The sequence below is a fragment of the Kitasatospora terrestris genome (assembly GCF_039542905.1).
In the GTDB taxonomy this organism is placed as follows: Bacteria; Actinomycetota; Actinomycetes; order Streptomycetales; family Streptomycetaceae; genus Kitasatospora; species Kitasatospora terrestris.
On the sequence record NZ_BAABIS010000001.1, the window covers coordinates 2,918,676 to 2,936,340 of the forward strand.

General features: G+C 67.7%; 13 protein-coding genes and 3 rRNA genes. 2 read left to right on the forward strand and 14 right to left on the reverse strand.

From position 1 onward, the window contains the following. Positions 1 to 94: 94 nt before the first annotated feature. Positions 95 to 763, forward strand: coding sequence for a potassium channel family protein (locus ABEB06_RS13425; RefSeq protein WP_345697088.1), 669 nt, complete (start codon positions 95 to 97; stop codon positions 761 to 763). Continuing rightward, on the forward strand, positions 763 to 1,449 hold the full coding sequence (locus tag ABEB06_RS13430) for a potassium channel family protein (RefSeq protein WP_345697089.1): 687 nt from the start codon (positions 763 to 765) through the stop codon (positions 1,447 to 1,449). The genes ABEB06_RS13425 and ABEB06_RS13430 overlap by 1 nt, the downstream gene beginning before the upstream one ends. A 54-nt stretch (positions 1,450 to 1,503) precedes the next feature. On the opposite strand, the gene ABEB06_RS13435 is transcribed toward ABEB06_RS13430, so the two are convergent. The 14 genes from ABEB06_RS13435 to dapB all read right to left on the reverse strand — a co-directional run bounded on the left by ABEB06_RS13435 (position 1,504) and on the right by dapB (position 17,657). Next, positions 1,504 to 2,265, reverse strand: coding sequence for a DUF3159 domain-containing protein (locus tag ABEB06_RS13435; RefSeq protein ID WP_345697090.1), 762 nt, complete (start codon positions 2,263 to 2,265; stop codon positions 1,504 to 1,506). After that, entirely contained in the window at positions 2,262 to 2,672 is a 411-nt protein-coding gene (locus ABEB06_RS13440; RefSeq protein ID WP_345697091.1) for an OB-fold nucleic acid binding domain-containing protein, read from the reverse strand. Before ABEB06_RS13440 ends, ABEB06_RS13435 begins: the two co-directional genes overlap by 4 nt. A 63-nt stretch (positions 2,673 to 2,735) precedes the next feature. Then, the gene (locus tag ABEB06_RS13445; protein WP_345697092.1) at positions 2,736 to 3,416 is read right to left on the reverse strand and encodes a response regulator; all 681 of its coding nucleotides are present in this window, start codon (positions 3,414 to 3,416) and stop codon (positions 2,736 to 2,738) included. Continuing rightward, complete coding sequence (locus ABEB06_RS13450; protein ID WP_345697093.1) at positions 3,413 to 6,094, reverse strand: DUF4118 domain-containing protein; 2,682 nt, start codon at positions 6,092 to 6,094, stop codon at positions 3,413 to 3,415. Before ABEB06_RS13450 ends, ABEB06_RS13445 begins: the two co-directional genes overlap by 4 nt. A gap of 48 nt (positions 6,095 to 6,142) precedes the next feature. Beyond that, on the reverse strand, positions 6,143 to 6,403 hold the full coding sequence (locus ABEB06_RS13455; protein ID WP_345697094.1) for a hypothetical protein: 261 nt from the start codon (positions 6,401 to 6,403) through the stop codon (positions 6,143 to 6,145). 77 nt (positions 6,404 to 6,480) lie between these two features. Then, positions 6,481 to 7,134 (reverse strand): GOLPH3/VPS74 family protein, encoded by a 654-nt coding sequence (locus tag ABEB06_RS13460; RefSeq protein ID WP_345697095.1) that lies wholly within the window; start codon positions 7,132 to 7,134, stop codon positions 6,481 to 6,483. Between the two features lie 85 nt (positions 7,135 to 7,219). Further along, positions 7,220 to 7,336 (reverse strand): 5S ribosomal RNA (rrf, locus tag ABEB06_RS13465). 67 nt (positions 7,337 to 7,403) lie between these two features. After that, positions 7,404 to 10,509: ribosomal RNA gene (locus tag ABEB06_RS13470) — 23S ribosomal RNA — on the reverse strand. Positions 10,510 to 10,774: 265 nt separating this feature from the next. Continuing rightward, positions 10,775 to 12,296 (reverse strand): 16S ribosomal RNA (locus tag ABEB06_RS13475). The 16S, 23S and 5S rRNA genes sit together here, the layout of an rRNA operon. Before the next feature lie 444 nt (positions 12,297 to 12,740). Then, complete coding sequence (locus tag ABEB06_RS13480; RefSeq protein ID WP_345697096.1) at positions 12,741 to 14,426, reverse strand: ribonuclease J; 1,686 nt, start codon at positions 14,424 to 14,426, stop codon at positions 12,741 to 12,743. A gap of 166 nt (positions 14,427 to 14,592) precedes the next feature. After that, entirely contained in the window at positions 14,593 to 15,492 is a 900-nt protein-coding gene (gene dapA, locus ABEB06_RS13485) for a 4-hydroxy-tetrahydrodipicolinate synthase (RefSeq protein WP_345697097.1), read from the reverse strand. A gap of 218 nt (positions 15,493 to 15,710) precedes the next feature. Continuing rightward, a complete protein-coding gene (gene thyX / locus ABEB06_RS13490) occupies positions 15,711 to 16,442 on the reverse strand; it encodes an FAD-dependent thymidylate synthase (protein ID WP_345697098.1) in 732 nt (243 codons plus the stop codon). Then, on the reverse strand, positions 16,439 to 16,909 hold the full coding sequence (locus ABEB06_RS13495) for a tetratricopeptide repeat protein (protein WP_345697099.1): 471 nt from the start codon (positions 16,907 to 16,909) through the stop codon (positions 16,439 to 16,441). The genes thyX and ABEB06_RS13495 overlap by 4 nt, the downstream gene beginning before the upstream one ends. A 1-nt stretch (position 16,910) precedes the next feature. After that, positions 16,911 to 17,657: a 4-hydroxy-tetrahydrodipicolinate reductase gene (gene dapB, locus ABEB06_RS13500; RefSeq protein WP_345697100.1), complete on the reverse strand. Its 747-nt coding sequence runs from the start codon at positions 17,655 to 17,657 to the stop codon at positions 16,911 to 16,913. Positions 17,658 to 17,665 lie beyond the last annotated feature (8 nt).

Genomic DNA, 17,665 nt, shown 5'->3' on the forward strand with positions numbered 1-17,665 from the left:
GGGCCACGACTCGCCCCCGAAAACAGGGGCACGGAAGGATGATGAGCGGTGTTTGCGCAGGTCATGTCCCCAACGGATCGGGTGAGGTAGTCGCGTGCACATCGTCATCATGGGTTGCGGGCGCGTGGGCTCCGCCCTCGCGAGAGCGCTCGAGAAACAAGGCCACTCGGTGGCCGTGGTCGACCAGGACCCGACCGCGTTCCGCCGTCTGGGTTCCGGCTTCAACGGTGTCCGGGTCACCGGCGTCGGCTTCGACCAGGACACCCTGAAGGAAGCCGGCATCGAGGAGGCGGGCGCCTTCGCCGCCGTCTCCAGCGGTGACAACTCCAACATCATCGCCGCCCGGGTGGCCCGCGAGACCTTCGGCGTCGAGCACGTCGCGGCCCGCATCTACGACCCCCGCCGCGCCGAGGTCTACCAGCGCCTGGGCATCCCGACCGTGGCCACCGTCCGCTGGACCGCCGACCAGATGCTGCGCCGGCTGCTGCCGAGCGGCGCCGAGCCGCTGTGGCAGGACCCGTCCGGCTCCGTGCAGCTCGCCGAGGTCGCCTTCTCGCCCGCGTGGGTCGGGCACAAGACGGCCGCCCTGGAGGAGGCCGCCGGCGTCCGGGTGGCGTTCGTCACCCGCCTGGGCGAGGGCGTCCTGCCCAGCCCCCAGATGGTGGTGCAGGAGGGTGACCTGATCCACGTGATGCTGCGCCGTTCGGAGCTGACCTCGGTCGAGGCCGCCTTCGCCAAGGGCCCCGAGGAGGATGGTCACTGATGCGCGTAGCAATCGCCGGAGCCGGTGCGGTCGGCCGTTCGATCGCGGGTGAGCTGCTGGAGAACGGCCACGAGGTCCTCCTGATCGACAAGAACCCGAACTCCATCTCGGTGGAGCGGGTCCCGCTCGCCGAGTGGCTGCTGGCCGACGCCTGCGAGATCACCTCGCTGGACGAGGCCGCCCTGCAGCGCTGCCACGTGGTGATCGCGGCGACCGGTGACGACAAGGTCAACCTGGTGGTCTCGCTGCTCGCCAAGACGGAGTACGGGGTGCCCCGGGTCGTCGCCCGGGTGAACAACCCGAAGAACGAGTGGCTGTTCAACGAGTCCTGGGGCGTGGACGTCGCCGTCTCCACCCCGCGCCTGATGTCGGCGCTGGTCGAGGAGGCCGTGAGCGTCGGCGACCTGGTCCGCCTGATGCGCTTCAGCCAGGGCAACGCCAACCTGGTCGAGCTGACCCTGGCCTCCGACACCGAGCTGGTCGGCACCCGGGTCGGCGACGTCGCCTGGCCGGTGGACACCGCGCTGGTCACCATCATCCGCGAGGGCCGCGTCCTGGTCCCGCGCAAGGACGACACCCTGGAAGGCGGCGACGAGCTGCTGTTCGTCGCCGCCCAGGAGCGCGAGGAGGAGCTGGAGACCCTGCTCTCGGCGGGCTCCGCGGGCTCGGCGGGCTCGGCCGGCTGACCCCGGCGGGGAACCACGGAAGAGGGCCGCACCCGTCGGGTGCGGCCCTCTCCGTCATTCGTCCTCGTCGTCCAGCTGCGCCTTGATCGGCGGCGGCGCCTTCAGCAGGATCTGCCAGGTCACGTACATCGCCAGCAGCATCGGCGGGATGCCCAGCGCGACCTTCAGCCAGCCCAGCAGGTTGACGTTGTGGGTGAAGTACAGCGGGAAGAGGATCAGGGGCTTGAGGCCCATGATCACCACCCAGGCCCAGGTCGCCTTGGTGTAGGCGGCCAGCCGGCCCGGGTTCTGCTTGCGCCAGGTGAACATCTCGCCGGTGACCGGGCCGAGCATCACCCCGATCATCGGCCAGCGGACCAGCGCGGAGACGGCCAGCGCCACGCAGTAGACGACGTTCCACAGCAGGCCGGGCAGGTAGAAGTTCTCCGCCTTGCCGGTCTTCATGGAGATCCAGGCACCCAGCGCGACGCCGAACACGCCGCTGAAGGCGTGCTGGATGGTCTCCCGCCGCAGCAGGCGCACCACGACGAACACGCCGCACAGCGCCAGCGCCGACCAGGCGGCGACGGACACCTTGTGGGTGATGTTGAACGCGACGATGAAGACCAGACCCGGCAGGGTCATGTCGATCATGCCGCGGACACCGCCGAAGGCCTGCAGGATGCTCTGCGCGGCCTCGTGCGAGGCGGCCTTGTCGGCGGCCTCCCGCTCGGCGGCGGTCATCGCGGACCGGTCGGTGCCGGGCTGGTCGGTGCTGGGCTGGTCGGTGCTGGACTGGTCGGCGGCCCGGTGGGCGGCCTCGGCCTCGTGGGTCACGCTGATTCGCTCCCGTGTCCGACCGGACGCAGCTCGTAGCGGGGGTTGAACAGCACGCGGCGCCCGCGTGCGTGGCTGATCCGGCCGGTGGCGATGAGCCGGCGGCCCGGCTCTATCCCGACGATCTCGCGCCGGCCCAGCCAGACCACGTCCAGCGCGTCCGACCCGTCGAACAGCTCCGCCTCCAGGGCGGGAACGCCGGCCCGCGGGCGCAGCGTGACGGCACGCAGGGTGCCGGCCACGGTGACCACCTCGCGGTCGCCGCAGCGGGCGATCGGGGTGCAGCCCGACTCCGCCGTGTCCTGCCGCAGCTCCTCCGCCTCCAGCTCCTCCGACGAGGTCGTCAGCCGGTCGAGCATGCGGCGGAAACGGCCCTTCGGCTGCTCGCTGCTGTTGTCACCACTCATGCCGGAAGGGTACCGGTTTCCGCGCCGCCGACGGCAGAGCAGCTGGTCCCGGCGGCGGTGCTCTCACGGCTCGAAGCGGTAGCCCATGCCCGGCTCGGTGATGAAGTGCCGCGGGTGCGAGGGGTCCGCCTCCAGCTTGCGGCGCAGCTGCGCGAGGTAGACCCGCAGGTAGTTGGTCTCCTTGCGGTACGCGGGCCCCCAGACCTCCTGGAGCAGCTGGGTCTGGCCGACCAGCCGGCCGGCGTTGCGGACCAGGACCTCCAGCAGGTGCCACTCGGTCGGAGTGAGGCGGATGTCCGCGCCGTCCCGGTTGACCTTCTTCGCCGCCAGGTCGACGGTGAAGGTCTCGGTGGCCACCACCGAGCCGTCCTCGCCGGCCACCGGCTCCGCCCGACGGACCGCCGCCCGCATCCGGGCGAGCAGCTCGTCCATCCCGAACGGCTTGGTGACGTAGTCGTCGGCGCCCGCGTCCAGCGCCTCGACCTTCTCGTCGGAGGCGTGCCGGGCCGACAGCACGATGATCGGCACCCGGGTCCAGCCGCGCAGGCCGCGGATCACGTCCACGCCGTCCATGTCGGGCAGGCCCAGGTCGAGCACCACCACGTCGGGGTGGCGGGCGGCCGCCAGCTCCAGCGCGCCCGCACCGTCGTGGGCGGAGTCGACCTCGTACTTGCGGGCCTTGAGGTTGATCACCAGGGCGCGGACGATCTGCGGTTCGTCGTCCACGACGAGGACCCGGGTCATACGGGATCCGCCTTTCGCTCTCGGTCGATGTCGGACGGGCGGTCGGAAGGGCCGACGGGGTCGGGAAGACCGGCGGGGCCGGCCCGGTCGGGGAGGCCGGGCGAGTCGGGGAGGCCGGGCGAGTCGGGGAGACCGGGCGAGTCGGAAAGGCCGTCGACCGGCAGCGAGACCACCATGGTCAGGCCGCCGCCCGGGGTGTCCTCGGCGGTCACGGTGCCGTCCATCGCCTCGGCGAAACCACGCGCCACCGCCAGGCCCAGTCCCACCCCGGCACCGCGCGGCGCGTCGCCGTACCGCTGGAACGGCGCGAAGATCCGCTCCCGGGCGTCCTCCGGAACACCGGGGCCGCGGTCCACGATCCGCAGCTCCACCCGGGCGCCGCCGCCCGGCGTGCGCAGCAGGTCGGCCTTGACCAGCACCGGCGAGCCGGGCGGGCTGTACTTCACCGCGTTCTCCACCAGGTTGCCGAGCGAGCGCTCCAGCAGCCCGGCGTCGGCCAGCACCATCGGCAGGCTCTCCGGCACGTCGACCGTGACCGCCCCGGCGGCCACCCCGCCGAGCGCGTACGGCACCACCTCGTCCAGGTCGGTGGGCCGGATCAGCGGGGTGACCGTGCCGGTCTGCAGCCGGCTCATGTCCAGCAGGTTGTTGATCAGGTGGTCGAGGCGGTCGGCGCCGGACTCGATCCCGGCCAGCAGCTCCGCCTCGTCCTCCTCGTCCCACTCCACGTCCACCGCGCGCAGCGAGGTGACGGCGGCCTTGATGCCCGCGAGCGGGGTCCGCAGGTCGTGCGAGACGGCGGCCAGCAGCGCGGTGCGGATCCGGTTGCCCTCGGCCTCGCGCCGGGCCGCGGCCGCCTCGTCGGCGAGCCGCCGGTGCTCGACCAGCACTGCGGCCTGCGCGGCGAACGCCCCGAGCAGCCGCCGGTCCGCGGCCGGCAGCACCCGCCCGGTCAGCACCAGGGCCAGCGTCGACCCGGCCGGGACCGCCGCCTGCCCGTCGTCCGGGTGCTCCGGCGGGTGCGGGCCGCTCACCGCGAGCGGGTGCCACGGGTCGAACTCGTGCCGCCGCTCCAGCAGCGCCACCGACTCCTCCTGGAAGGTCTCCCGGACCTGGTCCAGCAGCGCGGCCAGCATCCCCTCCCCGTCCGGGGCGCCGCGCAGCACCGTGCCGGCCAGCACGCTCAGGGTCTGCGCCTCGGCCTGGCTGCGGGCCGCCTGCTGGCTGCGCCGGGCGGCCGTGTCGACCACCGTGGCGACGGCGATGCCGACCGCGCAGAAGATCGCCACCGCGGCGATGTTCTCCGGCTCGGCGATGGTGAAGGTGTGCAGCGGCGGCGCGAAGAAGTAGTTGAGGGTCGCCGACCCGGCCAGCGCCGACCCGATCGCCGGGAACAGCCCGCCGACCAGCGCCGCGCACACCGTCAGCGACAGGAAGAGCAGCATGTCGGTGGGCAGCCCCACCCCGCGGTAGTGGGTGAGCAGCAGCGCCAGCAGCACCGGCCCGGCCACCCCGATCAGCCAGCCCGCCACCGTCCGGGTCCGGCCCAGGTCGGTGACCTTCCGGATCGGGATCCGGCCCAGGCCGCGGGCCGCCTGCTCGTGGGTGACCATGTGGACGTCGATGTCCCCGCAGTCCCGGATCACCGTGTGCCCGACCCCCGGGCCGGACAGGTAGTGCCGCACCTTCCGCCGGCTGGTGCCCAGCACGATCTGCGTCGCGTTCACGCCCCGCGCGAAGTCCAGCAGTCCGGCCGCCGGCTCCTCTCCCAGCACCGTGTGGAACGACCCGCCGAGGCTCTCCACCAGCACCCGCTGCTCGATCAGCGCCTGCGAGGACGACCCGGCCAGCCCGTCCGACCGCGCGATGTGCACCGCCAGCAGCTCACCGCCGGACGCCCGGGCGGCGATCCGCGCGGCGCGGCGGACCAGCGTCGCGCCCTCCGGCCCGCCGGTCAGGCCCACCACGATCCGCTCCCGCGCCTGCCAGGTCCCCTTGATGCCCTGCTCGGCCCGGTAGCGCTGCAGGTACTCGTCGACCCGGTCCGCCGTCCACAGCAGCGCCAGCTCGCGCAGCGCCGTCAGGTTCCCCGGCCGGAAGTAGTGGGCGAGCGCCGCGTCGACCTTGTCCGGCGCGTACACGTTGCCGTGCGCCAGCCGTCGGCGCAGCGCCTGCGGGTCCATGTCGACCAGCTCGACCTGCTCGGCCCGGCGCACCACCTCGTCCGGCACCGTCTCGCGCTGCCGGATGCCGGTGATCCCCTCGACCACGTCGCCCAGCGACTCCAGGTGCTGGATGTTCACCGTGGAGACCACGTCGATCCCGGCCGCCAGCAGCTCCTCGACGTCCTGCCAGCGCTTGGCGTTCCGGCTGCCCGGCACGTTGGTGTGCGCCAGCTCGTCGACCAGCGCCACCGCGGGCCGGCGAGCCAGCACCGCGTCCAGGTCCATCTCGGTGAACTCGGCACCGCGGTGCCGCATCGCCTTGCGCGGCACGGCCTCCAGCCCGTCCAGCAGCCCGGCGGTCAGCGCCCGGTCGTGGTGCTCCACGAAGCCGACCACCACGTCGGCGCCGCGCGAGCGGCGGCGGTGCGCCTCGGAGAGCATCGCGTACGTCTTGCCGACGCCGGGAGCCGCCCCGAGGAAGATGCGCAGCCTGCCGCGCGCCGTGTCCGCCATGCCTCCGAGACTACGGGCAGTTGTCCTCATATCTGCTGATCAGACCGGTCAGCCCGGGTTTTTAGCGCCTTCTTGACGTCCGACGGGCCGGACGCGCCAGTGCACCGCGGCCGGCGAGTTCGCCCCCGGCACCAGCAGCCTCGGCTCACCGCCACCGTCCGCCGGCACCGCCCAGATGTCGTTCACCCCGTCACTGCGCTGCAGCGCGCACCCCAGCGTGCCGCCGTCCAGCCACGCCGTCTGGTCGTCCACACTGCGCCGCTCGGCCGAGTTCGTCACCCGCATCGACGCCAGGTCCAGCACCGACAACCGCCACCCCTTCGCCGGGTCGCCATCCACTGGCGTGCGGGGTGGACTTGAGCACGCCGTAGATGTGCCAGTGCGGATCAGCTTCCGCCCATCCCGCCCTGGGCGGCCACCATCGTCAGGCCGAGCCCACCGACCGCCTTCGCCAGGCCCGGCGCCCGCTCGCCGACCCGCTCCGTGAACGCCGCGATCCGCTCGGCGTTGGCCTTCCGCTCCTTCCCGGACAGCACCAACCGCACCCGGCCGTGCGCAGCCAGCGCCACCAGCACCGCATCCCCGAACCCCACCCCGTCGACCGGTGACCCCCCACGCGCCACCTCGGCCACCCGTACCTGGAGATCCAGCGCCTCCCGTGGGTCCACCATCGCCACCGCCCGCTGCGCCACCACCGGCCCGTACGGATCACGGTCCGCCATGGTCACCACGCCGAGCATCGCCAACCGTTGCTCGACCGCCTCCAGCGTCTCGTCCCGCCCGCGCCGGATCCACGACTTCCACCGCCGCGGCCGACCGGCCAACTCCGCCAGTACCCCGTCCAACACCCGGTCATCGGTCGCCTCGGCGGACACCACCTCCACGCGTCCCGCCCCGCCCTCGACCACCGCACCCCGCTCCGCAAGCTCCGCCAACGCGGCAGCCCGCACCAGGAAGCCGGCCCGGGTGCGGTCCTCCAACGACTGGGCCCGGGTGTCGAAGGCCAGCAAGTACGTGTCCAGATGCAGTCCACGGCTCATGCCATCGACGATACGGCGGACCATTCGCCCCGTAAACGCGAGAAAGCCCCTCCCGGGACCCGGGAGGGGCTTTCTCTGAAAGATTGTTCGGCGGCGTCCTACTCTCCCACAGGGTCCCCCCTGCAGTACCATCGGCGCTGTGAGGCTTAGCTTCCGGGTTCGGAATGTAACCGGGCGTTTCCCTCACGCTATGACCACCGAAACACGGTGAAACTGATCCGCCGGAGCGGGTCGTGGTTTCAGAACCAACACAGTGGACGCGAGCAACTGAGGACAAGCCCTCGGCCTATTAGTACCGGTCAACTCCACCCCTTGCAGGGCTTCCATATCCGGCCTATCAACCCAGTCGTCTACTGGGAGCCTTACCCTCTCGAGGAGGTGGGAGTGCTCATCTCGAAGCAGGCTTCCCGCTTAGATGCTTTCAGCGGTTATCCCTCCCGAACGTAGCCAACCAGCCATGCCCTTGGCAGGACAACTGGCACACCAGAGGTTCGTCCGTCCCGGTCCTCTCGTACTAGGGACAGCCCTTCTCAACACTCCTACGCGCACAGCGGATAGGGACCGAACTGTCTCACGACGTTCTAAACCCAGCTCGCGTACCGCTTTAATGGGCGAACAGCCCAACCCTTGGGACCTACTCCAGCCCCAGGATGCGACGAGCCGACATCGAGGTGCCAAACCATCCCGTCGATATGGACTCTTGGGGAAGATCAGCCTGTTATCCCCGGGGTACCTTTTATCCGTTGAGCGACGGCGCTTCCACAAGCCACCGCCGGATCACTAGTCCCTACTTTCGTACCTGCTCGACCCGTCGGTCTCACAGTCAAGCTCCCTTGTGCACTTACACTCAACACCTGATTGCCAACCAGGCTGAGGGAACCTTTGGGCGCCTCCGTTACCCTTTAGGAGGCAACCGCCCCAGTTAAACTACCCACCAGACACTGTCCCTGATCCGGATCACGGACCCAGGTTAGACATCCAGCACGACCAGAGTGGTATTTCAACGACGACTCCACCATGACTGGCGTCACGGATTCACAGTCTCCCACCTATCCTACACAAGCCGAACCGAACACCAATATCAAGCTATAGTAAAGGTCCCGGGGTCTTTCCGTCCTGCTGCGCGAAACGAGCATCTTTACTCGTAATGCAATTTCACCGGGCCTGTGGTTGAGACAGTCGAGAAGTCGTTACGCCATTCGTGCAGGTCGGAACTTACCCGACAAGGAATTTCGCTACCTTAGGATGGTTATAGTTACCACCGCCGTTTACTGGCGCTTAAGTTCTCAGCTTCGCCCGACCGAAATCGGACTAACCGGTCCCCTTAACGTTCCAGCACCGGGCAGGCGTCAGTCCGTATACATCGCCTTACGGCTTCGCACGGACCTGTGTTTTTAGTAAACAGTCGCTTCTCGCTGGTCTCTGCGGCCACCACCAGCTCAGGGAGCACGTCCCCTCACCAGCCGTGGCCCCCCTTCTCCCGAAGTTACGGGGGCATTTTGCCGAGTTCCTTAACCACAGTTCACCCGAACGCCTCGGTATTCTCTACCTGACCACCTGAGTCGGTTTGGGGTACGGGCCGCCATGAAACTCGCTAGAGGCTTTTCTCGACAGCATAGGATCATCCACTTCACCACAATCGGCTCGGCATCAGGTCTCAGGCTACGTGTTGTGCGGATTTGCCTACACAACGCCCTACACCCTTACCCCGGGACTACCACCGCCCGGGCTGGACTACCTTCCTGCGTCACCCCATCGCTCACCTACTACAGACTTGGACCGGCGGCTCCACCACGTCCCATCGTCCGAAGACTCCGGGCCGGCTTCACGGCCTTAGCATCACCTGGTTCGACGTTGGCGCTTCAAAGCGGGTACGGGAATATCAACCCGTTGTCCATCGACTACGCCTGTCGGCCTCGCCTTAGGTCCCGACTTACCCTGGGCAGATCAGCTTGACCCAGGAACCCTTGGTCAATCGGCGCAAGAGTTTCCCACTCTTGTATCGCTACTCATGCCTGCATTCTCACTCGTGAACCGTCCACAACTGGATTCCTCCGCTGCTTCACCCGGCACACGACGCTCCCCTACCCATCACAGCAGGCGTTGGCCCTCTTGCTGCAATGACACGACTTCGGTGGTGTACTTGAGCCCCGCTACATTGTCGGCGCGGAATCACTTGACCAGTGAGCTATTACGCACTCTTTCAAGGGTGGCTGCTTCTAAGCCAACCTCCTGGTTGTCTCTGCGACTCCACATCCTTTCCCACTTAGCACACGCTTAGGGACCTTAGTCGGTGTTCTGGGCTGTTTCCCTCTCGACCATGGAGCTTATCCCCCACAGTCTCACTGCCGCGCTCTCACTTACCGGCATTCGGAGTTTGGCTAAGGTCAGTAACCCGGTGAGGCCCATCGCCTATCCAGTGCTCTACCTCCGGCAAGAAACACGCGACGCTGCACCTAAATGCATTTCGGGGAGAACCAGCTATCACGGAGTTTGATTGGCCTTTCACCCCTAACCACAGGTCATCCCCCAGGTTTTCAACCCTGGTGGGTTCGGTCCTCCACGCGGTCTTACCCGCGCTTCAACCTGCCCATGGCTAGATCACTCCGCTTCGGGTCTTGGGCATGCAACTGTATCGCCCTGTTCGGACTCGCTTTCGCTACGGCTACCCCACACGGGTTAACCTCGCTACACACCGCAAACTCGCAGGCTCATTCTTCAAAAGGCACGCAGTCACAGCCCGAAGGCTGCCCCCACGGCTTGTAGGCACACGGTTTCAGGTACTATTTCACTCCGCTCCCGCGGTACTTTTCACCATTCCCTCACGGTACTATCCGCTATCGGTCACCAGGGAATATTTAGGCTTAGCGGGTGGTCCCGCCAGATTCACACGGGATTTCTCGGGCCCCGTGCTACTTGGGTGTTCTTCAAGCGAGCCGTACAGATTTCGCCTACGGGGGTCTTACCCTCTACGCCGGACCTTTCGCATGTCCTTCGACTATCCATACGGTTTCTGACTCGCCGACCGGCCGGCAGACCGATCAAGAAAAAACCCACGACCCCGTCACGGCAACCCCTGCCGGGTCTCACACCATGACGGTTTAGCCTCATCCGGTTTCGCTCGCCACTACTCCCGGAATCACGGTTGTTTTCTCTTCCTGCGGGTACTGAGATGTTTCACTTCCCCGCGTTCCCTCCACATACCCTATGTGTTCAGGTATGGGTGACAGCCCATGACGACTGCCGGGTTTCCCCATTCGGACACCCCCGGATCAAAGCTCGGTTGACAGCTCCCCGGGGCCTATCGCGGCCTCCCACGTCCTTCATCGGTTCCTGGTGCCAAGGCATCCACCGTGCGCCCTTAAAAACTTGGCCACAGATGCTCGCGTCCACTGTGCAGTTCTCAAACAACGACCAGACACCCACCTCACCAAGCATGGGACCGGCAGCACTGAAGCAACGACCATGACGGCCGTTCCCTCAGGACCCAACAACGTGCCCGACACACCCGACCCCGATCCGCGTTCCACGCCCCGAAGAGCAGTACTGACGGTCATCACCGTGTGTGCCGAATAGTCAACGTTCCACCCATGAGCAACCGTGCGAGACATTCGCTCGCAACCGGCCATGTGCTCCTTAGAAAGGAGGTGATCCAGCCGCACCTTCCGGTACGGCTACCTTGTTACGACTTCGTCCCAATCGCTGGTCCCACCTTCGACGGCTCCCTCCCAAGGGTTAGGCCACCGGCTTCGGGTGTTACCGACTTTCGTGACGTGACGGGCGGTGTGTACAAGGCCCGGGAACGTATTCACCGCAGCATGCTGATCTGCGATTACTAGCAACTCCAACTTCATGGGGTCGAGTTGCAGACCCCAATCCGAACTGAGGCCGGCTTTTTGGGATTCGCTCCGCCTCGCGGCATCGCAGCCCTTTGTACCGACCATTGTAGCACGTGTGCAGCCCAAGACATAAGGGGCATGATGATTTGACGTCGTCCCCACCTTCCTCCGAGTTGACCCCGGCAGTCTCCTGTGAGTCCCCATCACCCCGAAAGGCATGCTGGCAACACAGAACAAGGGTTGCGCTCGTTGCGGGACTTAACCCAACATCTCACGACACGAGCTGACGACAACCATGCACCACCTGTACACCGACCACAAGGGGGCGCCCATCTCTGGACGTTTCCGGCGTATGTCAAGCCTTGGTAAGGTTCTTCGCGTTGCGTCGAATTAAGCCACATGCTCCGCTGCTTGTGCGGGCCCCCGTCAATTCCTTTGAGTTTTAGCCTTGCGGCCGTACTCCCCAGGCGGGGAACTTAATGCGTTAGCTGCGGCACCGACGACGTGGAATGTCGCCAACACCTAGTTCCCAACGTTTACGGCGTGGACTACCAGGGTATCTAATCCTGTTCGCTCCCCACGCTTTCGCTCCTCAGCGTCAGTAATGGCCCAGAGATCCGCCTTCGCCACCGGTGTTCCTCCTGATATCTGCGCATTTCACCGCTACACCAGGAATTCCGATCTCCCCTACCACACTCTAGCCTGCCCGTATCGAATGCAGACCCGGGGTTAAGCCCCGGGCTTTCACATCCGACGCGACAGGCCGCCTACGAGCTCTTTACGCCCAATAATTCCGGACAACGCTCGCACCCTACGTATTACCGCGGCTGCTGGCACGTAGTTAGCCGGTGCTTCTTCTGCAGGTACCGTCACTTGCGCTTCTTCCCTGCTGAAAGAGGTTTACAACCCGAAGGCCGTCATCCCTCACGCGGCGTCGCTGCATCAGGCTTTCGCCCATTGTGCAATATTCCCCACTGCTGCCTCCCGTAGGAGTCTGGGCCGTGTCTCAGTCCCAGTGTGGCCGGTCGCCCTCTCAGGCCGGCTACCCGTCGTCGCCTTGGTAGGCCATTACCCCACCAACAAGCTGATAGGCCGCGGGATCATCCTGCACCGCCGGAGCTTTCCACCAACCCCCATGCAGAGGAAGGTCATATCCGGTATTAGACCTCGTTTCCAAGGCTTGTCCCGGAGTGCAGGGCAGATTTCCCACGTGTTACTCACCCGTTCGCCACTGATCCACCCCGAAGGGCTTCACCGTTCGACTTGCATGTGTTAAGCACGCCGCCAGCGTTCGTCCTGAGCCAGGATCAAACTCTCCGTGAATGCTTTCACGAAAGAGCGGCACGGCAACCACCGGAATAAGGCGGCCCCGCGCACTGCGTCCTCGCTAGTGTTACTTCAAAAGGAATCTCCAACCCCAGAACAATCCGGGGCCGGGGATGTCAACATATCTGGCGTTGACTTTTGGCACGCTGTTGAGTTCTCAAGGAACGGACACTTCCTTCGGACCGCCTTCCAGCGGGCCCTCCGGGCGCTTCGTTCTTTCGTGTTTCCAGCTTATCAGATGTTTTCCGCTCCGCTTTCCGGAGTTTCGATCCGATTTGCTTTTGCCTTTCGGCGCTCCCGAACTCTAGCAGAGTTTCTCGGCCTGTTTTCCCCGCCCCGTCCGAACGAATTCGAATTTCGGGGCGAAGCCGCACGACCGTGGGGCAACTCGGAGAACATTACGCACCGAGCTGCCCCAGGTCAAATCGGCCGACCGGCGCGTCAGACCTCGACGACGACCGGGAGGATCATCGGCCGGCGGCGGTAGTTGTCCGCCACCCACTTGCCGATCGTCCGGCGGACGAGCTGCTGGACCTGGCGGATCTCCAGGACGCCCTCGTTCGCGGACTTGGTGAGCGCTTCCTCCAGCTTGGCGGCGACGGCGGTGAACGCGCCGTCGTCGATGCCGGAGCCGCGGGCCTGGATGGTCGGGCCGCTGACGATCTTGCCGTTGGTGGAGTCGACCACCACGAAGACCGAGATGAAGCCCTCCTCGCCGAGGATCCGGCGGTCCTTCAGGGAGGCCTCGGTGATGTCGCCGACCGACGAACCGTCGACGTACACGTAGCCCGCCTGGACCTTGCCGACGATCCGGGCGACGCCCTTCTCCAGGTCGACGCAGACGCCGTCCTCGGCGATGACGACCCGGTTCTTCGGGACGCCGGTCGCGATGCCGAGGTCGGCGGCGGCGCGCAGGTGGCGCCACTCGCCGTGGACCGGCATCAGGTTCTTCGGCTTGCAGATGTTGAAGAAGTACAGCAGCTCGCCGGCCGAGGCGTGGCCCGAGACGTGCACCTTGGCGTTGCCCTTGTGCACGACCTTGGCGCCCCAGCGGGTCAGGCCGTTGATCACCCGGTAGACGGCGTTCTCGTTGCCCGGGATGAGCGAGGACGCGAGCACGACGGTGTCGCCCTCGACGATGCGGATCTGGTGGTCGCGGTTGGCCATCCGGGACAGCGCGGCCATCGGCTCGCCCTGCGAGCCGGTGCAGATCAGCACGACCTCCTTGTCCGGGAGGTCGTCCAGGGTCTTCACGTCGACGATCAGGTTGCCGGGGACCTTCAGGTACCCCAGGTCCCGCGCGATGCCCATGTTGCGGACCATCGAGCGGCCGACGAAGGCGACCTTGCGCTTGTACTCGTGCGCGGCGTCCAGCACCTGCTGGATGCGGTGCACGTGGCTGGCGAAGGAGGCGACGATGATGCGCTTCTCCGCGTTGGCGAAGACGTTGCGCAGGGCCGCCGAGATGTCGCGCTCGTGCGGGATGAAGCCGGGGACCTCGGCGTTGGTGGAGTCCACCAGCAGCAGGTCCATGCCCTCCTCCGCCAGCTTGGCGAAGGTGGGGAGGTCGGTGAGCCGGCCGTCCAGCGGGAGCTGGTCCATCTTGAAGTCGCCGGTGGCGACGACCATGCCCGCGGGGGTGCGGACGGCGACCGCCAGCGCGTCCGGGATCGAGTGGTTGACCGCGATGAACTGGCAGTCGAAGGGGCCGATCCGCTCGCGGTCGCCCTCGGCGACCTCCAGGACGTAGGGGCGGATGCGGTGCTCGGCGAGCTTGGCCTCGATCAGGGCGAGGGTGAGCTTCGAGCCGATCAGCGGGATGTCCGGGTTCTCCCGGAGCAGGTACGGGACGGCACCGATGTGGTCCTCGTGCCCGTGGGTCAGGACGATGCCGTCGATCTTGTCGAGGCGGTCCCGGATGTAGGTGAAGTCCGGGAGGATCAGGTCGACGCCGGGCTGCTCGTCCTCGGGGAAGAGCACGCCGCAGTCGATGATCAGGATGCGGTCGCCGTACTCGAGGACCGTCATGTTGCGGCCGATCTCGCCGAGGCCGCCGAGCGGAGTGATGCGGAGGGCGCCCTCCTTGAGTGCGGGAGGGGCGCCGAGTTCGGGGTGCGGGTGGCTCAAAAGACTCTCCTCACGACGCACGCCATATGCCCGGGGGGCTCCCCCGCGGGCATATGGCGTGCGTCCATCGTTGGTTACCTACCTGCCGAGTGCTTCGCGCCTGCGGTCCGGTCCAGCGGCAGACCCGGGAGGGTCCGGCGAGCCGGGGCGCGCACGTCTGTTGTTGCTACAGGTGTACCCCGCCGGAGGCGAGATCCTGCGTCAGTCGGGCGATCTCCTCGTCCGTGGCGGAGACCAGGGGCAGCCGGAGCGGTCCGGAGGGGTGTCCCTGGAGGTTCAGCGCGGCCTTGGTGAGGATGACGCCCTGGGTACGGAAGATACCGCTGAACACCGGCAGCAGTGCCTGGTGGATCGCGGTCGCCTTGGCCACGTCGCCCGCGGTGAAGGCGTCGATCATGGTGCGCAGCTCGCCGGCGACCAGGTGACCGACCACGCTGACCACGCCGACGGCTCCGACCGAGAGCAGCGGGAGGGTCAGGATGTCGTCGCCGGAGTACCAGGCGAGGTCGGAGCGGGCGATCGCCCAGGCGGCGGCGCCGACGTCGCCCTTGGCGTCCTTGTTGGCGACGATCCGGGGGTGCTCACCGAGGCGGACCAGGGTCTCGTGGGCGAGCGCGACGCCGCTGCGGCCGGGGATGTCGTAGAGCATCACGGGCAGTTCGGTGGCGTCGGCGACGGCGACGGTGTGCCGGTACAGGCCCTCCTGCGGGGGCTTGCTGTAGTAAGGCGTGACGGCGAGCAGGCCGTGGGCGCCGGCGGCCTGGGCCTGGCGGGCGAGCTCGATGCTGTGGTGGGTGTCGTTGGTGCCGACTCCGCTGATCACCCAGGCGCGGTCTCCGACCGCCTCGACCACGGCCCGTACCAGCTGGGCCTTCTCCGCGTCGCTGGTGGTCGGGGACTCTCCGGTGGTGCCGTTGAGCACCAGGCCGTCGTTGCCGGAGTCCACGAGGTGCGCGGCGAGGCGCTGGGCGCCGTCGAGGTCGAGCGCGCCCTCGGCGGTGAACGGCGTGACCATGGCGGTCAGCACCCGGCCGAAGGGCGTCTGGGGGGTGGAGGTCGGAGCCATGTGTCCAAAAGTACTCGTAGGGCGGTGGGGGTCGGTCGCCCAGGTCCAGGGTTTGGACATCGCTGACCCCCCGAGGACGGGGCCGGACAAGGGATTCCGGTGCTGCATGCTCGGGGGTTCAAGCAGCACCGGAATCCGTGTCCTGAGCGTATGGAGCGGCCGCAAAAGCCGCAATCCAGACATGCCGACGCGTCAGCCCGGATGGGCATCGGCGCAGGTCAGGGGGCGACCCGGCCGTGCTTCTCGAAGGCCGCATGGGTGAGCGGCATCAGCTCGGCCCACTGCCGCTCCATCTGCTCGGCGACCATCTCGATCTCCCGCTGGGGGAAGGACGGGACGGCGGAGTTCTCGCGCTTGGTCCGCAGCGAGAGGAAGTGCATCAGCGAGCGGGCGTTGCAGGTGGCGTACATCGAGGAGAAGAGGCCGACCGGGAGGACGGCGCGGGCCACCTCGCGGGCGACGCCGGCGGTGAGCATCTCGCGGTAGGACTCGTAGGACTTCCGGTAGGAGTCCTCCATCGCCTCGACGGTGACCTTGTGCTGCTCGGGGGTGCCCTCGACGAACTCGTACCGGCCGGGCTTGCCCTGCTGGACGAGCTTGCGCTCGGCGGCGGGCACGTAGAAGACCGGCTGCAGCTCGCGGTAGCGGCCGGACTCCTCGTTGTAGGACCAGCCGGAGCGGTGGCGGTGGAACTCGCGGAACACGAAGATCGGCGCGCTGATGAAGAAGGTCATCGAGTTGTGCTCGAAGGGCGTGCCGTGGCGGTCCCGCATCAGGTAGTTGATCAGGCCCTTGGACTTCTCCGGGTCCTGCTGCAGCGCCTCCAGCGACTGCTCGCCGGCGGTGGAGACCCGGGCGGCCCAGACCACGTCCGAGTCTGCGGCGGCGCTCCGGACCAGGTCGACCGTGACGTCGCTGCGGAAGGCGGGGGTCAGGTCGTCGTCGCTCACGCGGTGCTCCTTGCGGGTTCGGCTGGTTCGGTGGTGCTGTGCAGCTTGATGGCGTGCTGCATGGCCTTGCGGGCGCGGGGGGTGTCGCCGGCGTCGGCGTAGGCGACGGCGAGCCGGAAGAAGGCGCGCCAGTCGTCCGGCGCGGCCTCGGCCTCGGCCTTGCGGCGGGCGAAGACGGCGTCGGCGCTGGCCCGGTCGATCCGGCCGCCGGCGGTGCGCCGGAGTTCGTCGACGGGCAGGCCGCCCTCGGCTTCGAGCTGCTTGGCGAGGCGCTCACTGGCCCGGCCGAAGCGGACGGTCTGCCAGAGGAACCAGACGCCGATCGGGGGGATGACGAAGGCGCCGAGGCCGATGCCGATGCCGAGCGGCTTGCCGGTGGCGACCAGCTGGACGCCCTCGCCGACGCAGATCAGCGAGACCACCAGCAGGGCGGCGGCGAGCAGGAAGAAGCCGATGCGGGAGGTCATCTCAGAGGTCCAGGAAGTGTTCGAGGCCGAAGGTCAGACCGGGCTGGTCGACAATCTTCCGGACGCCCAGCAGGATGCCCGGCATGAAGCAGCTGTGGTGCAGCGAGTCGTGCCGGATGGTGAGGGTCTCGCCGGTGTCGCCGAAGAGCACCTCCTGGTGGGCCAGCAGGCCGCGGAGCCGGACCGCGTGGACCGGGATGCCGTCGACGTCCGCGCCGCGGGCGCCGGGCAGCTCGTGCGTGGTGGGGTCCTGCTGGGGGGCGCGGCCGGCGGCCTCGCGGGCGGCGGCGATCAGCTGGGCGGTGCGGGTCGCGGTGCCGGAGGGCGCGTCGGCCTTGCGGTCGTGGTGCAGCTCGACCACCTCGACCGACTCGAAGTACTTGGCGGCCTTCTGGGCGAACTGCATGCCGAGGACCGCGCCGATGGAGAAGTTCGGGGCGATCAGCAGGCCGAGCGACGGCGCGGCGTCGAGCAGGCCGCGGACGGTGGCGAGGCGCTCCTCGGTCCACCCGGTGGTGCCGGTGACCACGTGGATGCCGTTGCTCAGGCAGTAGTCCAGGTTGGCCATCACCGAGTCGGGGTGGGTGAGCTCGACGGCGACGTCGACGCGGGCGTCGGTGAGCTCGGTGAGCTCGGAGTCGCGGCCGAGGGAGGCGACCAGCTCCAGGTCCGGGGCGGCCTCGACGGCCTTGACGGCCTCGGCGCCGATCCGTCCCTTGGCGCCGATCACGGCGACGCGCAGCGTCATGTCAGGAG